The following is a 15,366-nucleotide window of genomic DNA, read 5'->3' on the forward strand; positions in this document are numbered from 1 at the left end:
GCGTGTCGAGGCCGGCCGTCGGCGGTCGAGACCGGGCTAGGAGCTCAGCGTCCAGGCGCGCCGCTTGACGAGCACGTGCCCACGCGAGGTCGTGAGCCGACTCCACGGACCGGTCTCGAACAGGCGCACCGGTTCGGTGCCGAGGAACCCGAGGCTCTCGGCAGCGAATCCCGCGCCGGCAGGCAGGTGCTCGACGCCGGTGATCGGCCGACCCCACACCTCGGAGCGGACGCGTCGGACGATCGACTCCCCCGAGCTCGCCGGCACGGCAGCCGCGACCTCGTCGATCCCCTGCCGCGCCGCGCGGTGCAGGAGCTCCGCGGAGACGTCCGGCAGCGGGGCCCATCCACCGCGGGGCGGCGAGATCGCTGCCCACGTCACGGTGTGGACCTCGAGGGGCAACTCGACCTCGATCGGGGTGGCACGCGTCGGGTCGGCGCTGTCGGCCTGGTCGGCGTCCTGGGCCTCGGCGAGCAGCCGCAGGCGTTCCTGGAACGACCGCAGCGGCACGACGACGTCGATGTGCTCCGGCTGCGTCAGCGCGAAGGTCCGGAGGCCGAGGACGGTCGGCAGCTCGTCGAGCAGACCGAGCGGGTAGAGGATGGCGGTGTAGACCGCCAGGACGCCCGAGTCGGCGATGAGTCGGACCGACCCGTCCTCGATGCGAGCGGCCCGCCCGAGGTAGGTGCGGAGGTCACCGAGCGAGGCGGCGTCGGGAAGGGTGAACGAGCTGCTCATGTCGCCTCCGATCCTAGCCGCGACCGTCCGGAGACCCGCTGGTCGACCTCTCGGCGTCCTCTCGGCGTCCTTTTGGCACTCTCCGGGTTCGAGTGCTAAAACCGGATGCAGTTGAGTCACAGCGACTCAACCGACAACCATCCAGTGAAGGAGTTGATGTCAGATGGCCATGAACTTCGACCCGTTCCGCGAGCTCGACCGTCTCGCCGGGTCCCTCCTCGCCGGAGCAGGAGCGGGCCCACGCTCGATGCCGATGGACCTCTACCGCGCCGGTGACCACTACGTCATGGACGTGGACCTGCCCGGCGTCGATCCGGGCTCGGTCGACATCGACGTCGACGGTTCCGTGCTGACCATCCGGGCTGAACGGACCCTCGGCGCCCCCGACGGTGCACAGTGGCTCACGCGGGAGCGGCAGCCCGGTTCGTTCGTCCGGCAGCTCACGCTCGGCGACGGCCTGGACGTCGAACGGATCGCCGCGCACTACGACAACGGCGTGCTCAGCGTGACGATCCCCGTCCAGGAGTCGTCGAAGCCGCGCAAGATCGCCATCAGCACGGGTGACAGCACCGGGGCACTCGCCGTCGAACGCGCCGCGTCGAGCAGCTGACGCACCAGCCAGTCGACCGTGGGGTCGGTCCCATGAGGACCAACCCCACGGTCGACTCCCCGACACCCCTCACCCCGCGCTCGCCTGTCGATCCCCCACACGCCCATGCCACATCTGTTCAACGCCCTGTCGTCCGTCCTCGTCGTCGCCGGCCTGTTCGCCGCCCAGAGCCTCCGCCCAGGTCTCGGTCTGCTGCTCTCGCTGGCGGGATCGGTGATCGCCAACCAGCTCGTGTGGATCATCTCGCCGACAGCCTGGTCACACCTCGTCACTCCCTGGCTGGCCAGCGCCAGCGGGACGCTCGTCGCCGTGATCGTCTGGAGCGTGCTGAGGACATCCCCGCGCGTCCTCGACCTGCTCGGCGCGACTGCGACCGGAAGCGACTGAGGACACCCCGGTCAGGACCCCTGGACAGCACCTCTGGCACGCGCATGCAGTCTTCGTAGACTGATGGCGTGATCCGCGAACCCGACTTCCTCTCCACGCTGCGTCTCGAGGACACCGGAGCGAGCACCAGGGAGACGATCCTCACCGGAGCGAGTCACTGGTCGCCGGGCGGCCGGATCTTCGGAGGGCAGGTCCTGGCGCAGTGCATCGTCGCCGCGCAGGCCACCATCGAGGGCCGCGACATCCACTCCGTCCACGGCTACTTCCTCCGGCCGGGAGCGATCGACGTCCCGATCACGTTCGGCGTGGAGCGGATCCACGACGGCCGATCGTTCGCCACCCGCCGGGTCCAGGCGTACCAGAACGGCACACCGATCTTCTCGATGATCGCGTCGTTCCAGACGCCGGACGCCGGAGCCGAACACCAGGACCCGATGCCCCTCGACGTCCCCACGCCGGAGTCCCTGCCCTCCGCAGCCTCCGTGCTGGCGGGCATCGACCACCCGACCGCACAGGCGTGGGCGGAACGATCGATCGACATGCGACACGTCGACGGTCCGGTCTACGTGGGCGTCCAGGGCGCGCAGGTCGCACACCAGGCGGTCTGGTTCCGCGTCGAGCGTGACATGCCGGACGACCCCGCCCTGCACCGTGCCGTCCTCGCCTACGCGAGCGACCTGTCCCTCCTCGAACCGATCATGCGTCGGCACGGCATGGCCTGGGGCACGCCCGGCGTGAAGCTGGCGAGCCTCGACCACGCCATGTGGTGGCACCGTGACGGTCGCGCCGACGAGTGGGTGCTGTACGCGCAGGAGTCGCCGAGCGCCCAGGGTGGCCGGGGCCTCGCGCTGGGCCGGATGTTCTCCCACGACGGCCGCCTGCTGGCCACCGTCGCCCAGGAGGGCATGATGCGCGTTCCGACCGCCTGACGGAGTGTCGAGCTGACGCTGTGACGCTGTGCCGCAGTGTCAACCTGCGCGAGGACTGGCGTGTCCGGCGGCCCGACGCACTGACGAGCTGACGTGTCCGACGGGCCGAGGACTCGAGAGCCCGAAGAGCCTACCGCCGGCTACACGATCGAGCGATCGTCAGGGTCGCGAGAACGTCACCGGCGGTTCGACGTACTGCTGGCAAGCGGCCCGCTCGACGTCGGTGAGGCGTCGTGGGCGGTTCGTCTCCGCGTCGACGAGCACCAGCGTGGTCGTGGCCCGCGTGTAGAGCTCGGCGGGATCGTGCCCGATCGGCGACCACACCTCGTACGAGATGTCGAGGCTGGCCCCACCCATCCGCCCGATCCAGAGCTGGATGTCGAGCGGCCGACGGAAGTACGGCGTCGATGCGAGGTACTCGAGGCGCTGCGCCGCGATCACCGTCATCGTCCCCGAACCCGGGCGGCCGTCGATCACCGGCTCGGGCGCGGACCCCGACTCATCGATCTCGTCGGGGTCCGGCGCCCAGAACGCCAGCACGCGTGCTTCTTCGAGCAGCCGGAGCATCGCGGAGTTGTTCACGTGCCCGTAGGCGTCGATGTCACTCCACCGGATGCGGATCGGAGCGTGCAGGCGTGCCACCGGGACTAGTCCCGGGTGAGCTTGCGGTACGTCGCGCGGCCGGGCTTCGCAGCGTCGGCTCCGAGGCGCTCGATCTTGTTCTCTTCGTACGCCTCGAAGTTGCCCTCGAACCAGTACCAGATCGGCGTGCCGTCCTCGTTCAGGCCTTCCCAGGCGAGGATGTGCGTCGCGATGCGGTCGAGGAACCACCGGTCGTGGGTGATGACCACGGCGCAACCGGGGTACTCGAGCAGCGCGTTCTCGAGGCTGCCCAGCGTCTCGACGTCCAGGTCGTTCGTCGGCTCGTCGAGGAGCAGCAGGTTGCCGCCCTGCTTGAGCGTCAGCGCCAGGTTCAGACGGTTGCGCTCACCACCGGACAGGATGCCGGCACGCTTCTGCTGGTCCGGGCCCTTGAACCCGAACTGCGACACGTACGCACGAGACGGGATCTCGGTCTTACCGACCTGGATGTAGTCGAGTCCGTCGGACACGACCTCCCACAGGTTCTTGTTCGGGTCGATGCCACCACGGCTCTGGTCGACGTACGAGATGTCGACGGTGTCGCCGATCTTGAGCGTGCCGCCATCGAGCGGCTCGAGGCCGACGATCGTCTTGAAGAGCGTGGTCTTGCCGACACCGTTCGGGCCGATGACGCCGACGATGCCGTTGCGGGGCAGCGTGAACGACAGGTCGCCGATGATGACGCGCTCGCCGAACTGCTTGTGCAGTTTCTCGGCGTCGATGACCTGCGAGCCCAGACGCGGTCCGACGGGGATGACGATCTCCTCGAAGTCGAGCTTGCGCGTGCGCTCGGCCTCCGTGACCATCTCCTCGTAGCGCGCCAGACGCGCCTTTGACTTGGCCTGGCGCCCCTTCGTGTTGCTGCGGACCCAGTCGAGCTCGGACGTCAGGCGCTTGGCGAGCTTGGCGTCCTTCTTGCCCTGGACCTCGAGGCGGGCGCGCTTCTTCTCGAGGTAGGTCGAGTAGTTGCCCTCGTACGGGTAGAGGCGACCGCGGTCGACCTCGGCGATCCACTGGGCGACGTGGTCGAGGAAGTACCGGTCGTGGGTCACGGCCAGGACGGCACCGTGGTACTGCTGCAGGTGCTGCTCGAGCCACTGCACGCTCTCGGCGTCCAGGTGGTTGGTGGGCTCGTCGAGGAGCAGCAGGTCCGGCTTCTGGAGCAGGAGCTTGCACAGTGCCACGCGACGCTTCTCACCACCGGAGAGGTGCGTGACGAGCTCGTCCCCGGGCGGGCACTGGAGGGCGGCCATGGCCTGCTCGAGCTGCGAGTCGAGGTCCCACGCGTCAGCCGCGTCGATCTCTTCCTGCAGGGTGCCCATCTCGGCCAGGAGCGCGTCGAAGTCGGCATCCGGCTCCGCCATCAGCGCGGAGATCTCGTTGAAGCGCGCGAGCTTCCCGTGGATCTCGCCGACGCCTTCCTGGACGTTCTCGAGGACCGTCTTGGTCTCGTCGAGCTCCGGCTCCTGCATGAGGATGCCGACGGTGAAGCCCGGGGTCAGCTTCGCCTCGCCGTTCGAGGGCTGGTCGAGCCCCGCCATGATCTTCAGGATCGTCGACTTGCCCGCACCGTTCGGCCCGACGACGCCGATCTTGGCGCCGGGCAGGAACGACATCGTGACGTCGTCGAGGATCAGCTTGTCACCGACCGCCTTGCGGGCGCGGACCATCTGGTAGATGTACTCAGCCATATTGCTCCAAGTGTAGTGATGACACCGGTCACTCGTGGGCTCGGGTGCCGAGATCAGGCCGCATCGAGCCCGACCGGGTGGTCCGGCGGCTCGCCGGCGGGGGTCAGCATCGCGGCGAGGGAGTCGTCGGCGCCCTGGCGCTCGTCGGGGTGGGTGTCGTCCGGCACTGCCTCGACGGGTGGGTGCGCAGCGTCCGGGATGTCTTCGTGGACCTCGCCGGTGTCGTGGTCGACGCGTGGCGAGGAGCCGGGGGCGGCGGTCGCCTCGGTGACGTGGCGCGGCAGTCGCATCCAGTTGCTGATCCCCCAGGCGAGGTCGTGGCCGATCCCCTCGGCGTCGATCTCCACGCTCGTCCCGCCACGGCCGTCGCGCTCCCAGTTGCGGATGCGCACGCGTCCGGTGACGACCACCCGGTCCCCCTTGCTGAGCGATCGGTTGACGTTGGCGGCGAGGGAACGGAAAGCGGTGACGGTGTACCAGTTGGTCGGACCGTTGCCCCAGGTCGAGGTCTGGCGGTCCCAGCGGCGGGACGGTGAGGCGAGCCGGAGGCTCGTGATGGCGATGCCCGTCTCGGTGACGAGGTGGCGGGGTTCGGTGGCGACGATGCCGCAGACCGTGATCGTGTCGTTCATGGCTCGATCGTCGGACAGCGCGAGCCCCCGCCCGCTCGTGGCGCCGAGGATGTGGAGAGGAGGCGCCGATCACGCTCCCTGTGCAGGAAGGTGATCGGAGCCTCCCGTCCCGATCAGTGTGCGCGGAACTCGGGCCGGTCCGCGAGCGGACCCATCGCCTTGTGCACCGCGCCCTTGGCGGACTGGAGCGACGGGTACGTCCCGCCCGGGCCGCGTCGCCCGTACAGCTCCACACGGAACCCGTCGGCATCGCGGTGGATGGTGCCCACCGCTCCTGCCGGTCCGACGGCGACCCAGGTCCCCGTCGTCGCGTCCGCGTTCTGCAGCGTGTCGTTCGTCATCGTGCGACCACCTCCTCGTGGCCCCGACGCCCCGTCGTTCAGGACGCCAGGATGTACTGACTGTATGCCTTGCGGACCTTGTTGACCTTGGGCAGTGCGACGGCGAGGCAGTAGCCCTGCCCCGGGTTCTTCGCGAAGAAGTCCTGGTGGTACTCCTCCGCGCGGTGGAACTCGCCGAGCGGCTCGATGCTGGTGACGATCCCGCCGTCCCAGATGTCCGAGGCCCGCCTGATCGCCTGCTCGAACAGCGCACGCTGCTCGCCGTCCGCGGGGAACATGGCCGACCGGTACTGGGTACCGACGTCGGCACCCTGACGGTTCAGCTGGCGCGGGTCGTGGAGGGTGAAGAACACGTCGAGGACGACCTGCGCCGGCAGGACGGTCTCGTCGAAGGTGACGGCGACGGCCTCGGCATGGCCGGTCGTGCCGGTGCACACCTGCTCGTACGTCGGGTGCGGGTCACTCCCGCCGATGTAGCCGGACACGACGTCCTGCACGCCCTGCAGCGTGCGGTACACCGCGTCGAGGCACCAGAAACATCCACCTGCGAGCACGAACGTGGTCATGGTCAGGACCTGCCTTCCGAGGCTCGGGAGAGCCGTTGAGGGAACATTCCTCCACAACGCCGGGAGGCCCGTGCGTGTTCCCCAGGTCGGGCTGCGGCCGGCCGCGGTGTCGGTGGCCGAACGTACATTCGAGTCACACCCGCCGACCAGGAGGCCCACATGCAGACGACGACGGACGCCCGGCTCAGCATCCACTCGCCTCGACCGGTCGCGCGCTCCCGCGGCGATCTCCGGATCCTGGACGTACGCGACGACCTGAGCCGTGTCACGCGGGCGAACGGCGAGATCGTCGGGTACGTGGACCGGGTCGACGTCGCCGGGGACACCGCGTACCGCGCCCGTCGCTACATCGCGGCCGAACGCCGGTTCGTCGAACTCCCCAACGTCTGGGACGCGGACGACGCCGTCGACACCCTGCGCTGGTGATGATGTTCCACATCGGAATCAGATGCGATGGATGTGCGGTTCCTCCGCCTGTCATCCCCAGACCCTGACCGATCCCGACGTAGGGTGCGCGCATGCAGTGGTGGAACGACCTGAACGACTGGACCTCGTCGGACGACGGCTGGCGCGTGTTGTCGGGGGCGATCATCCCCTTCATCGCGATCGTCGTCGCGGGCATCGTCGCGGCACTGATCGGCCGCGGAGCGACGAAGCGCGTCGTCTCGCTGCAGGAGCGTGAAGCGAAGAACGCTGCCGTCGCCGGACTCATCTCGGCAGCGCGGAAGGCCGCCAACTGGGGTTCGCTCGGGCACGATGAGCGCGCCTACGCGGACCATCTCGCCGAGGACGCCGACATCCGACTCCGTCTGCTCCCCGTCACCGGCGCACCGACTGCCGCGAACTGGGCGCAGCACGAGATCGCGGACATCAAGAAGAACTCCTCGACCTTCAGCTTCCAGGCAGAGCAGTCGCTGACAGAGTTCCGTGACCGAATCCTCGAGTGGCAGGCTCGGCCCGGTCGCGCGCGCAAGCTCTTCAAGAGCGACCTCGAGCGCTGGAAGTTCGATTCCCCGGACCCCGACGCGGACCTCATCAAGCGCCAGCAGGACTGGAACGCCGACAAGGTCGACTCGGCCCGCACGCCGGAGCCGGCGCCCACTCCGACCACCACTTCGCTCCGCCCCGCCCAGCCGCCGGTCACGCCGGACGCCGGCGCTCGCGCCGGTTCGGCCGCCGGTACCGGTGACAGCTCGTACGGCTCCGACGCGACGGTCCCGATCTCGGACAACGCGACGCGCCCCTACTCCGACGGGGAAACCACGCCTATCCGTCCGACCCTCGGCTCCCCTGCCTTCGGGTCGCCGAACCGCGGCTGGTCAGCCTCCCGAGAGCACGACACCGCCGACGCCGACCAAACCGACGCTGACAACGAGGACGCCGTGGACGACTTCCCCGTGAGTTCTCTCCGCCCCGGCTCCGCGGACCGTGCACCGGTGGTGCGCGACGAACGGAACGGTCGCAACGACCTCCCGGCGTCGTGGACCGCGCGCAGCTTCTCACACGACGACAACGAGCGTGACGACGGCCGCGGTGCCAGGAGCGACAGGACCGACGTGCCTGTCGGCGCTGCCGGCACCGCCAGCACGACGTCGATCCCGACGCGGATCGCCGATGCCCCCGCCGAGCCCGCTGACGCGAACGAGACGTCTGAGTCCCCGTACTCGAATCCCGTCAGCGCGAGCGAACTGCGTCGACGCGCTGTGGACGACGACGAGTGAACTGACACCGCCTGACGACGAAGGCCGCCATCCCCGAGGATGGCGGCCTTCGTCGTCGGTGCCCCCGGCAGGAATCGAACCCGCGGCACGGTGGGTAGAAACCACCTGCTCTATCCACTGAGCTACGGAGGCGGACGCCGACGATCTTATTCGGTGCGCGTGCTGAGCTGCCCGACGAACCGCTCGACCTCCCGCTGCGAGCGCAGGCGCACGATGCGCAGGTGCGGAGCGTCGTCAGCCAGCGAAGGCACCCGCTCCCGCATCTCGTTCCGCTTCGCGATGCCCCAGCGGAGGATGTGCTCCTTCCGGGTGAAGAACGTCCACAGCGGCGGTTCGACGTTGCCGTTCCACAACTCCGTACGGTGCAGGCGTCGTCGGACTGTCCGTCGGAGGAGGCGCAGGAACGCCACCGACCTCGGCAGGTCGAGCCAGACCAGGGTGTCCGCACGCTCGACCAGCAGATGCCGCACGCCTCGGTACTGCCACTCGCAGACCCAGCTCGGGGTCGCGGTCATCTCGTCCACCCGAGCTTCGAAGTCCGGCAGCACCGTCCATCCGGGCCCGTGGTACATCCCGTCGAGCTCCGTGTGCGGTGCGCCGATCGCCCGGGCGATCCGGCGCGCCGTCGTGGTCTTGCCGACGCCGGCCGTCCCCGCCACGAGGACCCGTCGTGGCGGAGGATCGAGGACGTCTTCGGCGTCGAGCATCTCTCCACCATAGGACAAGCCCCCGCCCGCCCCGCGGCGCGAGCGGGCGGAGTACCAGGGACCATCCGGGCGGACCCGGGTACTCCGCCCGCTCACGCGCCACGCACCTCCCGGCACCGTCCCATTCGCCCCGCCCCGCGCCCTCACCCTCGCCCTCGCCCTCGCCCTCGCCCAAGGCGAGCGGGCGGGCGGAAGACCCTGGACGCACCCAGGCAGACCCGGGTACTCCGCCCGCTCACGCGCCACGCGCCTCCCGGCCCCGCCCCGTCCATTGCCTGCGCCCGCGCTTCCGCCCGTCGCCCTCGCCCTCGCCCTCGCCGAGGCGAGGCGAGCGGGCGGAAGACCCGGGACGCACCCAAGCGGACCCGGGTACTCCGCCCGCCCGCGCGCCACTCCGCCCGCCCGCGCGCCAGCGCCGCTCGCATCGCCGCCCCGCCAGCCCGCGCGGCCCCCTTCCGGAACGGTTCGCCAGCCGTCTCCCTGCCGTTCCGCTCAGCGTCATCGCTGCTCCCTACGTTTCCCCTCATGAGCTCCACGCCCCGCGTCCTCGCGGTGATCCCGGCGAGAGCGGGCTCGAAGGGCATCCCCGGCAAGAACCTCCGCCAGGTCGCCGGTCGCACCCTCGTCGCCCGCGCCGTCAGGGCGGCACTCGCCGCAACCTCGGTGGACGAGGTCATCGTGAGCACCGACGGCGATGCGATCGCCGCCGAGGCAGTCGCAGCCGGAGCGCGGGTGGTGCGGCGGCTGGAGGGTCTCTCGGGAGACCAGGCCTCGTCGGAGTCCGCGCTCCTGCACGCCCTCGACGCGGTCGCGACCGGGCACGACGCGCCGGAGGTCCTCCTCTTCCTCCAGGCCACGTCGCCCTTCATCGACCCCGCCGATCTCGACCGGGCCGTCGCTCGCGTCCTCGACGGCGCCGCCGACTCGGTCCTCGCAGCCGCTCCCTCGCACGCGTTCCTCTGGCGCGTCGCCGAGGACGGCTCGGCCCTCGCCGTCAACCACGACGCCGCCACCCGCCCGCGCCGGCAGGACCGCGCGCCGGAGTACCGCGAGACCGGCGCGTTCTACGCCGTACGGGTCGTCGCCTTCCGGGAGGCCCGCCACCGCTTCGTCGGGCGCGTCGAGTTGGTGGTCGTCCCGGCCTCGACCGCGATCGACATCGACGAGCCGCATGACCTGGCCCTCGCGTCGGCCTTGGCTCCCCTCCTCGAGGTCACAGCCGCGGCCGATGCCGGAGCCGAAGCCGGTGCCGGTGCCGGTGCCGGTGCCGGTGCCGGTGCCGAGCCTGCGACCGAGGTCACACCCGCCGCCGCTGCGCGAGCGGGCGAGATGCCACGCCCCGAAACAGCCGCACCCGACGTTCCCGCCCGCTCGCGCAACAGAACCCACGCACCCGCACCCATCGACCCCCACCCCGCGCGGGCCTCCGCCGCGGAGAACGGAGCACCATGAGCGTCCGCATCGGCCTCTCCACCATCGGCGCGGGCAACCCCGCGTACCTCATCGGCGAGATCGGCCTGAACCACAACGGCGACGTCGAGATCGCCAAGCAGCTCATCGACATCGCCGCAGACGCCGGCATGCAGGCGGTGAAGTTTCAGAAGCGTACGCCGGAGATCTCGACGCCGGAGCACATGAAGTCGATGCCGCGCAGCACCCCGTGGGGCGACATGACCTACCTGGACTACCGCTACCGCGTGGAGTTCGACCGTGACCAGTACATCGAGATCGGCGACCACGCGACACTCCGCGGCCTCGACTGGTTCGCGTCGCCGTGGGACGAGCCCTCGGTGGCGTTCCTCGAGGACCTCAACGTCGTCGCGTACAAGATCGCTTCGGCGTCGGTGACGGACCTCGGGATGCTCGCCGTCGTCGCCGCGACCGGCAAGCCGGTGATCCTGTCGACCGGCATGTCGACGCTGGAGCAGATCGACCGCGCCGTCTCGACGCTCGGCACCGAGCGTCTGGTGCTCATGCACGCGACGTCGACGTACCCCCTCCCCGCCGACGAGGCGAACCTCCGCATGATCGAGACCCTCGCCACCCGGTACGCCTACGCGGGCGTGCCGGTCGGCTACTCGGGACACGAGCCGGGCCTCCAGATCTCCCTCGCGGCCGTCGCGCTCGGTGCGACGGCCGTCGAACGCCACATCACGCTCGACCGCACCATGTGGGGCTCGGACCACGCGGCGTCGCTCGAGCCGCACGGCCTCCGCACGCTGGTCCGGGACATCCGCATCATCGAGACCGCGATGGGCGACGGCGTCAAGCGCATCTTCCCCGGCGAGCAGGCCCCCCTCGCCAAGCTCCGTCGGGTGGGTGCGTGAGCGCTCCAGCGCACGACGCCGACGGGACCGGTGACGACCGGGAGGCTCGCCACCCCTCCACCACACCGCCTCACCGCCGACGGGTGGTCGGCCTGGTCGACACGGACTCGTTCGCGAAGTGGGGCGCGCACCTGCTCTCGGCGACGCCGGCGCACTGGTCGCTGGAGCTGCTGACGGTGGCGACGCCCCGGTCGGCGAGTCCGGCGCAACTGCGGGCGGCGTTCCGGGGCGTCGATGCTCGTCTCGGCCCGATCGACCTGGCTCCTCCCGGGCCGGTGGGCATGGACGAGGTGGTGGCGCGCCTCCGGGCCGGCCCACCGGACGCGGTCCTGGTGTCGTGCATCGGTCCGGTGGCCGAGGTCATCGTCGACCAGGTGCTGCGGTCGTTCCCCCGAGGGTCGGTCCCGCCGCGGCCGGTGCTGCTCAGCGGCCTGCCGGGCATCTCGTTCCCGGCGAAGTGGAAGGGCGTGTTCCTCCGGGCGCGCGCCGACCTGTTCGTGCTGCACAGTCACCGCGAGGTCCGGGAGTACCGGGCCCTGGCGACCGCCGGTGGGGTGGAGCCGTCGTTCGCCCTCGCGACGCTGCCGTTCGCCCGGGCTGTCGGTCCGACGCGCACCGGGGTGGTCCGCGACTCCGTGGTGTTCGCCGCGCAGCCGAGCGTGCCCGTCGCGGAGGAGGACCGTCGCCGCGTCATCGGATGGCTCGTCGACACGGCTCGGGCACACCCGGAGTGGCGTGTCGTGGTGAAGACCCGCGCAGCGGCCGGTGAGCAGCAGACGCACCGCGAGACCTTCCCCTACGCCGACCTGGTCCCCGTCGACGCCCCGTCGAACCTGGTGGTCGAGGCCGGTCCGATGTCCGCACACCTCGACCGGGCGGTGGCGCTCGTGACGATCAGCTCGACCGCGGTCCTCGAAGCCGCTGCCCGAGGAGTGCCGGCGCTGACGCTGACGGACTTCGGCACGTCCCGCTCCCTCATCAACGAGGTCTTCGTCGGCAGCGGGCTCGAGGGTACGGCCGACGACCTGGTGCACGGCCGGTTCGGGACGGTCCGCCCGGACTGGATGACGGACAACTACTTCCACCCGGCATCGGACGACGACTGGGCGGACCGTGCCGAGGAGTCGATGCGCCTCCGCGACGCCGGACTGCTCGTCGACCGACCCGCAGCTCGGCGGAGTCGCGGCGGCGCGTTGCGGCGGGCCTGGGAGCGGCGGAACGCGCTCGGCGACCACGACCGGTCGGTGACCGGCCGGGCGGCGGCGCTGATAGGGACACCGATCCGAGCGGTGAAGCGGTCGTGGCGGGCGCTCCGATCGGCGCTGCGTCCGGCGACGACGACGGTCCCGGCCCCCGTCACGACGGTGTCAGTCGAGCGCCTTCGCGACCGCGACGAGGAACTGGTCGCGGGTCGGGACGCCCGCTGAGCGGAAGACCTCGGACCCGTCGTCCTTCCTGACCAGGACGGTCGGGGTCGATCGGATCCCGAGCTCCTCGACGCGCTCGGGGTCGCTCGCGACGTCCCGTTCGGTGACGACGAGGCCCGGCACGAGTCGGGCGGCGTCACCGACGACGCGCCGGGCAGCGGCACACGGCGCGCAGAACGCGGACGTCCAGAGATCGACCTGCATGGTGTCGTGCAACGTCAGCCACGACCCGGGCACTCCCGATCGGGACGACAGTGCCCCCGGCCGTCCAGGACGACCGGGGGCACCATCGACGGCTGCTACTCGCGGTCGAACTCGCCGGAGCGGTCGCCGCGGTCCTGCAGGTCGTCGACCGGGTCGGACTCGTCCGGCGCGAAGGTGTAGTCGACCGAGATCTGGTCGAGGACCTGACGGGAGCCGGTGGCCTTGTAGGTGAAGGCGGTCTGGAGGCCCTCGACGTCCGCGAACACCGTCACCTCGTCGTCCAGCGCGTCGCTCGTGGCGGTGCGGGTGTCCGTGGTCCCGTCGAAGGGGCCCTCGTGGAAGATGGCGGTGAACTCGTCGCCCTCGTGGATGGTGATGTCGGTCATGGGTCCCTTCTACCAGGACAGGGGGCACCGCCGTCCAGCGCATCGTGAGCGCCCGGCGGACAGGAGCAGCTCGGCGGAGGCGTGTCGGGCCTCCTTGCCGAATCCATAGCCGTGCTATATAGTCCGGCTATGGAACGAACGCGGGAACAGACCATCGAGACCCTCCTCGTCTCCGTCAACCGGCTCATCCGGTCCGCGCTCCAGGCCACCGGGCACACCACGTCCACCGCCGTTTGGCGGACCCTCGGGATCCTCGAGACCGAGGAGTCCCTGCGACTCGGCGAACTCGCCAAGGCGTCGCGGGTGTCCCAGCCGACCATGACCCGCCTGGTCGCCGGCATGACCGCCGACGGACTCGTCTCGCGGACCGTCGACCCCGACGACTCGCGCGGCCAGCTCATCGAGATCACCGACGCCGGCCGCGAGCGACTCGTCGCGTGGCGAGCCGCACTCACCAGCACCGTCGGCCCCCTCTTCGAGGACCTCACCGACGACGACTGGGACATCCTGCACGAAGCATCGGCCCTCATCGCAGCGAGGACCAGAACGGAGACCACCGCGTGAACGCGCACGCACCCGCCGGCCAGTCCGGCACCGCCGGCTCGTCCGGTTCGATCCTGAAGCAGTCCTCCGCGGTGTGGGCCATCGCGTTCGCCTGCGTCGTCGCCTTCATGGGCATCGGCCTCGTCGACCCGATCCTCCCCGCCATCGCCGAGTCGCTCCGCGCCACGCCCGCGCAGACCGAGCTGCTCTTCACCAGCTACCTCGCCGTCACCGGCATCGCGATGTTCTTCACCAGCTGGGTGTCCAGCCGCATCGGCGCGAAGAAGACCCTGATGATCGGCCTCGCCCTCATCGTGCTGTTCTCGGTCCTCGCCGCCGTGTCGAACGACGTCTGGACGATCATCGGCTTCCGCGCCGGCTGGGGCCTCGGCAACGCGCTCTTCATCTCGACCGCGCTGGCCACGATCGTCGGCGCAGCGTCGGGCGGGACCGCGTCGGCGATCATCCTGTACGAGGCCGCGCTCGGCCTCGGCATCGCGGTCGGCCCCCTCGTCGGCGGCCTGCTCGGATCCGTCAGCTGGCGCGGACCGTTCTTCGGCGTCACCACGCTGATGGCCGTCGCGTTCATCGCGATCCTGGCGTTGCTGAAGTCCGGCTCGCTCGAGAAGCCCACCCCGACGAAGCTCTCCGCGCCGTTCCGTGCCCTCGGCCGACCGGCCCTGGCCGCCCTCGCCGCGACCGCCCTCTTCTACAACATCGGCTTCTTCGTGCTCCTCGCCTACACGCCGTTCCCGCTCGGCTTCGGGGCGCTCGGCATCGGGTTCACGTTCTTCGGCTGGGGCGTCGGACTCGCCATCACCTCGGTGTGGGTCGCCCCGATGCTCACGGCGCGGATGCGGCGCACCAGCGTCCTCAAGCTCGCGCTGCCGCTGCTCGCACTCGACCTGTTCGCCGCAGCCGTCGTCGTCCAGTCGCCGGCCGGGCTGATCGTCTGCGTCGTCATCGGCGGACTCGTGCTCGGTGTCCTCAACACCGTGCTCACCGAGTGCGTCATGGAGGCGACCGACCTGCCCCGCTCCGTCGCATCGAGCGCGTACTCCGCAGTCCGCTTCATCGGTGGAGCCATCGCCCCGCCCGTCGCGACGCTGCTCGCCGACGCGTACTCGCCGAGTGCCGCCTACGTCTTCGCGGGGGTGTCCGTCGCGGTCGCGTTCCTGGTCGTCGTGCTCACCACGAAGGTGCTGCGGCGCGTGGACGACGGGGAGGAGCCCGAGCGCGTCGAAGCCGAGGCGATCTCGGCCGGCGAGATGGCGTAGTTCCTGCTGCCGACGATGGCCGGGTCCGCGGTGCGGGCCCGGCCATCGGTGTCGGTGGCGGGCTGCTCGCGTTGCTGGCTGCTCTCGTTGCTGGCTGCTCTCGTGCTGGCTGCTCTCGTTGCTGGCGCTCACGCGGCTGTCGGTCGGGGCGCGCGGGCGGGCTCCGCTCGCGGCTACCGGTCGGGGTGGGGTGTGAGCGGCCTCGGCTCGCGCATGCCGCTCGCAGCGCGTGAGCGGG

General features: G+C 70.6%; 19 protein-coding genes and 1 tRNA gene. 10 read left to right on the forward strand and 10 right to left on the reverse strand.

Features of this window, described 5'->3' with window-relative positions:
- Positions 1–36: 36 nt before the first annotated feature.
- The gene (locus DEI89_RS15900) at positions 37–738 is read right to left on the reverse strand and encodes a hypothetical protein (RefSeq protein ID WP_110905039.1); all 702 of its coding nucleotides are present in this window, start codon (positions 736–738) and stop codon (positions 37–39) included.
- A gap of 163 nt (positions 739–901) precedes the next feature.
- On the opposite strand from DEI89_RS15900, the gene DEI89_RS15905 reads away from it, so the two are divergent.
- The 3 genes from DEI89_RS15905 to DEI89_RS15915 all read left to right on the forward strand — a co-directional run bounded on the left by DEI89_RS15905 (position 902) and on the right by DEI89_RS15915 (position 2,664).
- A complete protein-coding gene (locus DEI89_RS15905; protein ID WP_110905040.1) occupies positions 902–1,348 on the forward strand; it encodes an Hsp20/alpha crystallin family protein in 447 nt (148 codons plus the stop codon).
- Positions 1,349–1,453: 105 nt separating this feature from the next.
- Positions 1,454–1,735: a hypothetical protein gene (locus tag DEI89_RS15910; protein ID WP_110905041.1), complete on the forward strand. Its 282-nt coding sequence runs from the start codon at positions 1,454–1,456 to the stop codon at positions 1,733–1,735.
- 71 nt (positions 1,736–1,806) lie between these two features.
- On the forward strand, positions 1,807–2,664 hold the full coding sequence (locus tag DEI89_RS15915) for an acyl-CoA thioesterase (RefSeq protein ID WP_375537610.1): 858 nt from the start codon (positions 1,807–1,809) through the stop codon (positions 2,662–2,664).
- 159 nt (positions 2,665–2,823) lie between these two features.
- Here DEI89_RS15915 and DEI89_RS15920 read toward each other — a convergent pair whose 3' ends face one another.
- From DEI89_RS15920 to msrA, 5 genes are all read right to left on the reverse strand, one after another.
- Positions 2,824–3,306 carry a thioesterase family protein gene (locus tag DEI89_RS15920; RefSeq protein WP_110905043.1) on the reverse strand — a complete coding sequence of 161 codons (483 nt, stop codon included), beginning with the start codon at positions 3,304–3,306 and terminating at the stop codon, positions 2,824–2,826.
- A 5-nt stretch (positions 3,307–3,311) separates the two neighbouring features.
- Positions 3,312–4,997 (reverse strand): energy-dependent translational throttle protein EttA, encoded by a 1,686-nt coding sequence (ettA, locus tag DEI89_RS15925; protein WP_110905044.1) that lies wholly within the window; start codon positions 4,995–4,997, stop codon positions 3,312–3,314.
- 53 nt (positions 4,998–5,050) lie between these two features.
- Positions 5,051–5,629: a single-stranded DNA-binding protein gene (locus DEI89_RS15930; protein ID WP_110905045.1), complete on the reverse strand. Its 579-nt coding sequence runs from the start codon at positions 5,627–5,629 to the stop codon at positions 5,051–5,053.
- 113 nt (positions 5,630–5,742) lie between these two features.
- Entirely contained in the window at positions 5,743–5,970 is a 228-nt protein-coding gene (locus DEI89_RS15935; RefSeq protein WP_110905046.1) for a methyltransferase, read from the reverse strand.
- A 38-nt stretch (positions 5,971–6,008) separates the two neighbouring features.
- Positions 6,009–6,536: a peptide-methionine (S)-S-oxide reductase MsrA gene (gene msrA / locus DEI89_RS15940; RefSeq protein ID WP_110905047.1), complete on the reverse strand. Its 528-nt coding sequence runs from the start codon at positions 6,534–6,536 to the stop codon at positions 6,009–6,011.
- A gap of 159 nt (positions 6,537–6,695) precedes the next feature.
- Here msrA and DEI89_RS15945 point away from each other — a divergent pair, with 159 nt between their 5' ends.
- Both DEI89_RS15945 and DEI89_RS15950 read left to right on the forward strand, forming a co-directional pair.
- The gene (locus DEI89_RS15945; protein ID WP_110905048.1) at positions 6,696–6,962 is read left to right on the forward strand and encodes a hypothetical protein; all 267 of its coding nucleotides are present in this window, start codon (positions 6,696–6,698) and stop codon (positions 6,960–6,962) included.
- A gap of 92 nt (positions 6,963–7,054) precedes the next feature.
- Entirely contained in the window at positions 7,055–8,257 is a 1,203-nt protein-coding gene (locus DEI89_RS15950) for a hypothetical protein (RefSeq protein WP_110905049.1), read from the forward strand.
- A 59-nt stretch (positions 8,258–8,316) separates the two neighbouring features.
- Here the strand turns inward: DEI89_RS15950 and DEI89_RS15955 are convergent.
- Both DEI89_RS15955 and DEI89_RS15960 read right to left on the reverse strand, forming a co-directional pair.
- Positions 8,317–8,389, reverse strand: a tRNA-Arg gene (locus DEI89_RS15955).
- Positions 8,390–8,403: 14 nt separating this feature from the next.
- Positions 8,404–8,964: an AAA family ATPase gene (locus DEI89_RS15960; protein ID WP_110905050.1), complete on the reverse strand. Its 561-nt coding sequence runs from the start codon at positions 8,962–8,964 to the stop codon at positions 8,404–8,406.
- Between the two features lie 525 nt (positions 8,965–9,489).
- On the opposite strand from DEI89_RS15960, the gene DEI89_RS15965 reads away from it, so the two are divergent.
- Genes DEI89_RS15965 through DEI89_RS15975 form a run of 3 tightly spaced genes read left to right on the forward strand, consistent with a single transcriptional unit; the run spans position 9,490 to position 12,718 of the window.
- Positions 9,490–10,416 carry a cytidylyltransferase domain-containing protein gene (locus DEI89_RS15965; RefSeq protein ID WP_110905051.1) on the forward strand — a complete coding sequence of 309 codons (927 nt, stop codon included), beginning with the start codon at positions 9,490–9,492 and terminating at the stop codon, positions 10,414–10,416.
- A complete protein-coding gene (locus DEI89_RS15970) occupies positions 10,413–11,291 on the forward strand; it encodes an N-acetylneuraminate synthase family protein (RefSeq protein WP_110905052.1) in 879 nt (292 codons plus the stop codon). The genes DEI89_RS15965 and DEI89_RS15970 overlap by 4 nt, the downstream gene beginning before the upstream one ends.
- A complete protein-coding gene (locus tag DEI89_RS15975) occupies positions 11,288–12,718 on the forward strand; it encodes a DUF6716 putative glycosyltransferase (protein WP_146236831.1) in 1,431 nt (476 codons plus the stop codon). The genes DEI89_RS15970 and DEI89_RS15975 overlap by 4 nt, the downstream gene beginning before the upstream one ends.
- On the opposite strand, the gene DEI89_RS15980 is transcribed toward DEI89_RS15975, so the two are convergent.
- Together DEI89_RS15980 and DEI89_RS15985 are read right to left on the reverse strand one after the other, a co-directional pair.
- Positions 12,659–12,922 carry a thioredoxin family protein gene (locus DEI89_RS15980; RefSeq protein WP_110905066.1) on the reverse strand — a complete coding sequence of 88 codons (264 nt, stop codon included), beginning with the start codon at positions 12,920–12,922 and terminating at the stop codon, positions 12,659–12,661. The two genes, DEI89_RS15975 and DEI89_RS15980, sit on opposite strands and share 60 nt — an antisense overlap.
- Before the next feature lie 95 nt (positions 12,923–13,017).
- On the reverse strand, positions 13,018–13,308 hold the full coding sequence (locus DEI89_RS15985) for a hypothetical protein (RefSeq protein WP_110905054.1): 291 nt from the start codon (positions 13,306–13,308) through the stop codon (positions 13,018–13,020).
- A gap of 129 nt (positions 13,309–13,437) precedes the next feature.
- Between DEI89_RS15985 and DEI89_RS15990 the strand changes: the two genes are divergently transcribed.
- Entirely contained in the window at positions 13,438–13,872 is a 435-nt protein-coding gene (locus DEI89_RS15990; protein WP_110905055.1) for a MarR family winged helix-turn-helix transcriptional regulator, read from the forward strand.
- The gene (locus DEI89_RS15995; RefSeq protein ID WP_110905056.1) at positions 13,869–15,128 is read left to right on the forward strand and encodes an MFS transporter; all 1,260 of its coding nucleotides are present in this window, start codon (positions 13,869–13,871) and stop codon (positions 15,126–15,128) included. The genes DEI89_RS15990 and DEI89_RS15995 overlap by 4 nt, the downstream gene beginning before the upstream one ends.
- Positions 15,129–15,366 lie beyond the last annotated feature (238 nt).

It is taken from the genome of Curtobacterium sp. MCBD17_030 (genome assembly GCF_003224255.1).
GTDB lineage: Bacteria > Actinomycetota > Actinomycetes > Actinomycetales > Microbacteriaceae > Curtobacterium.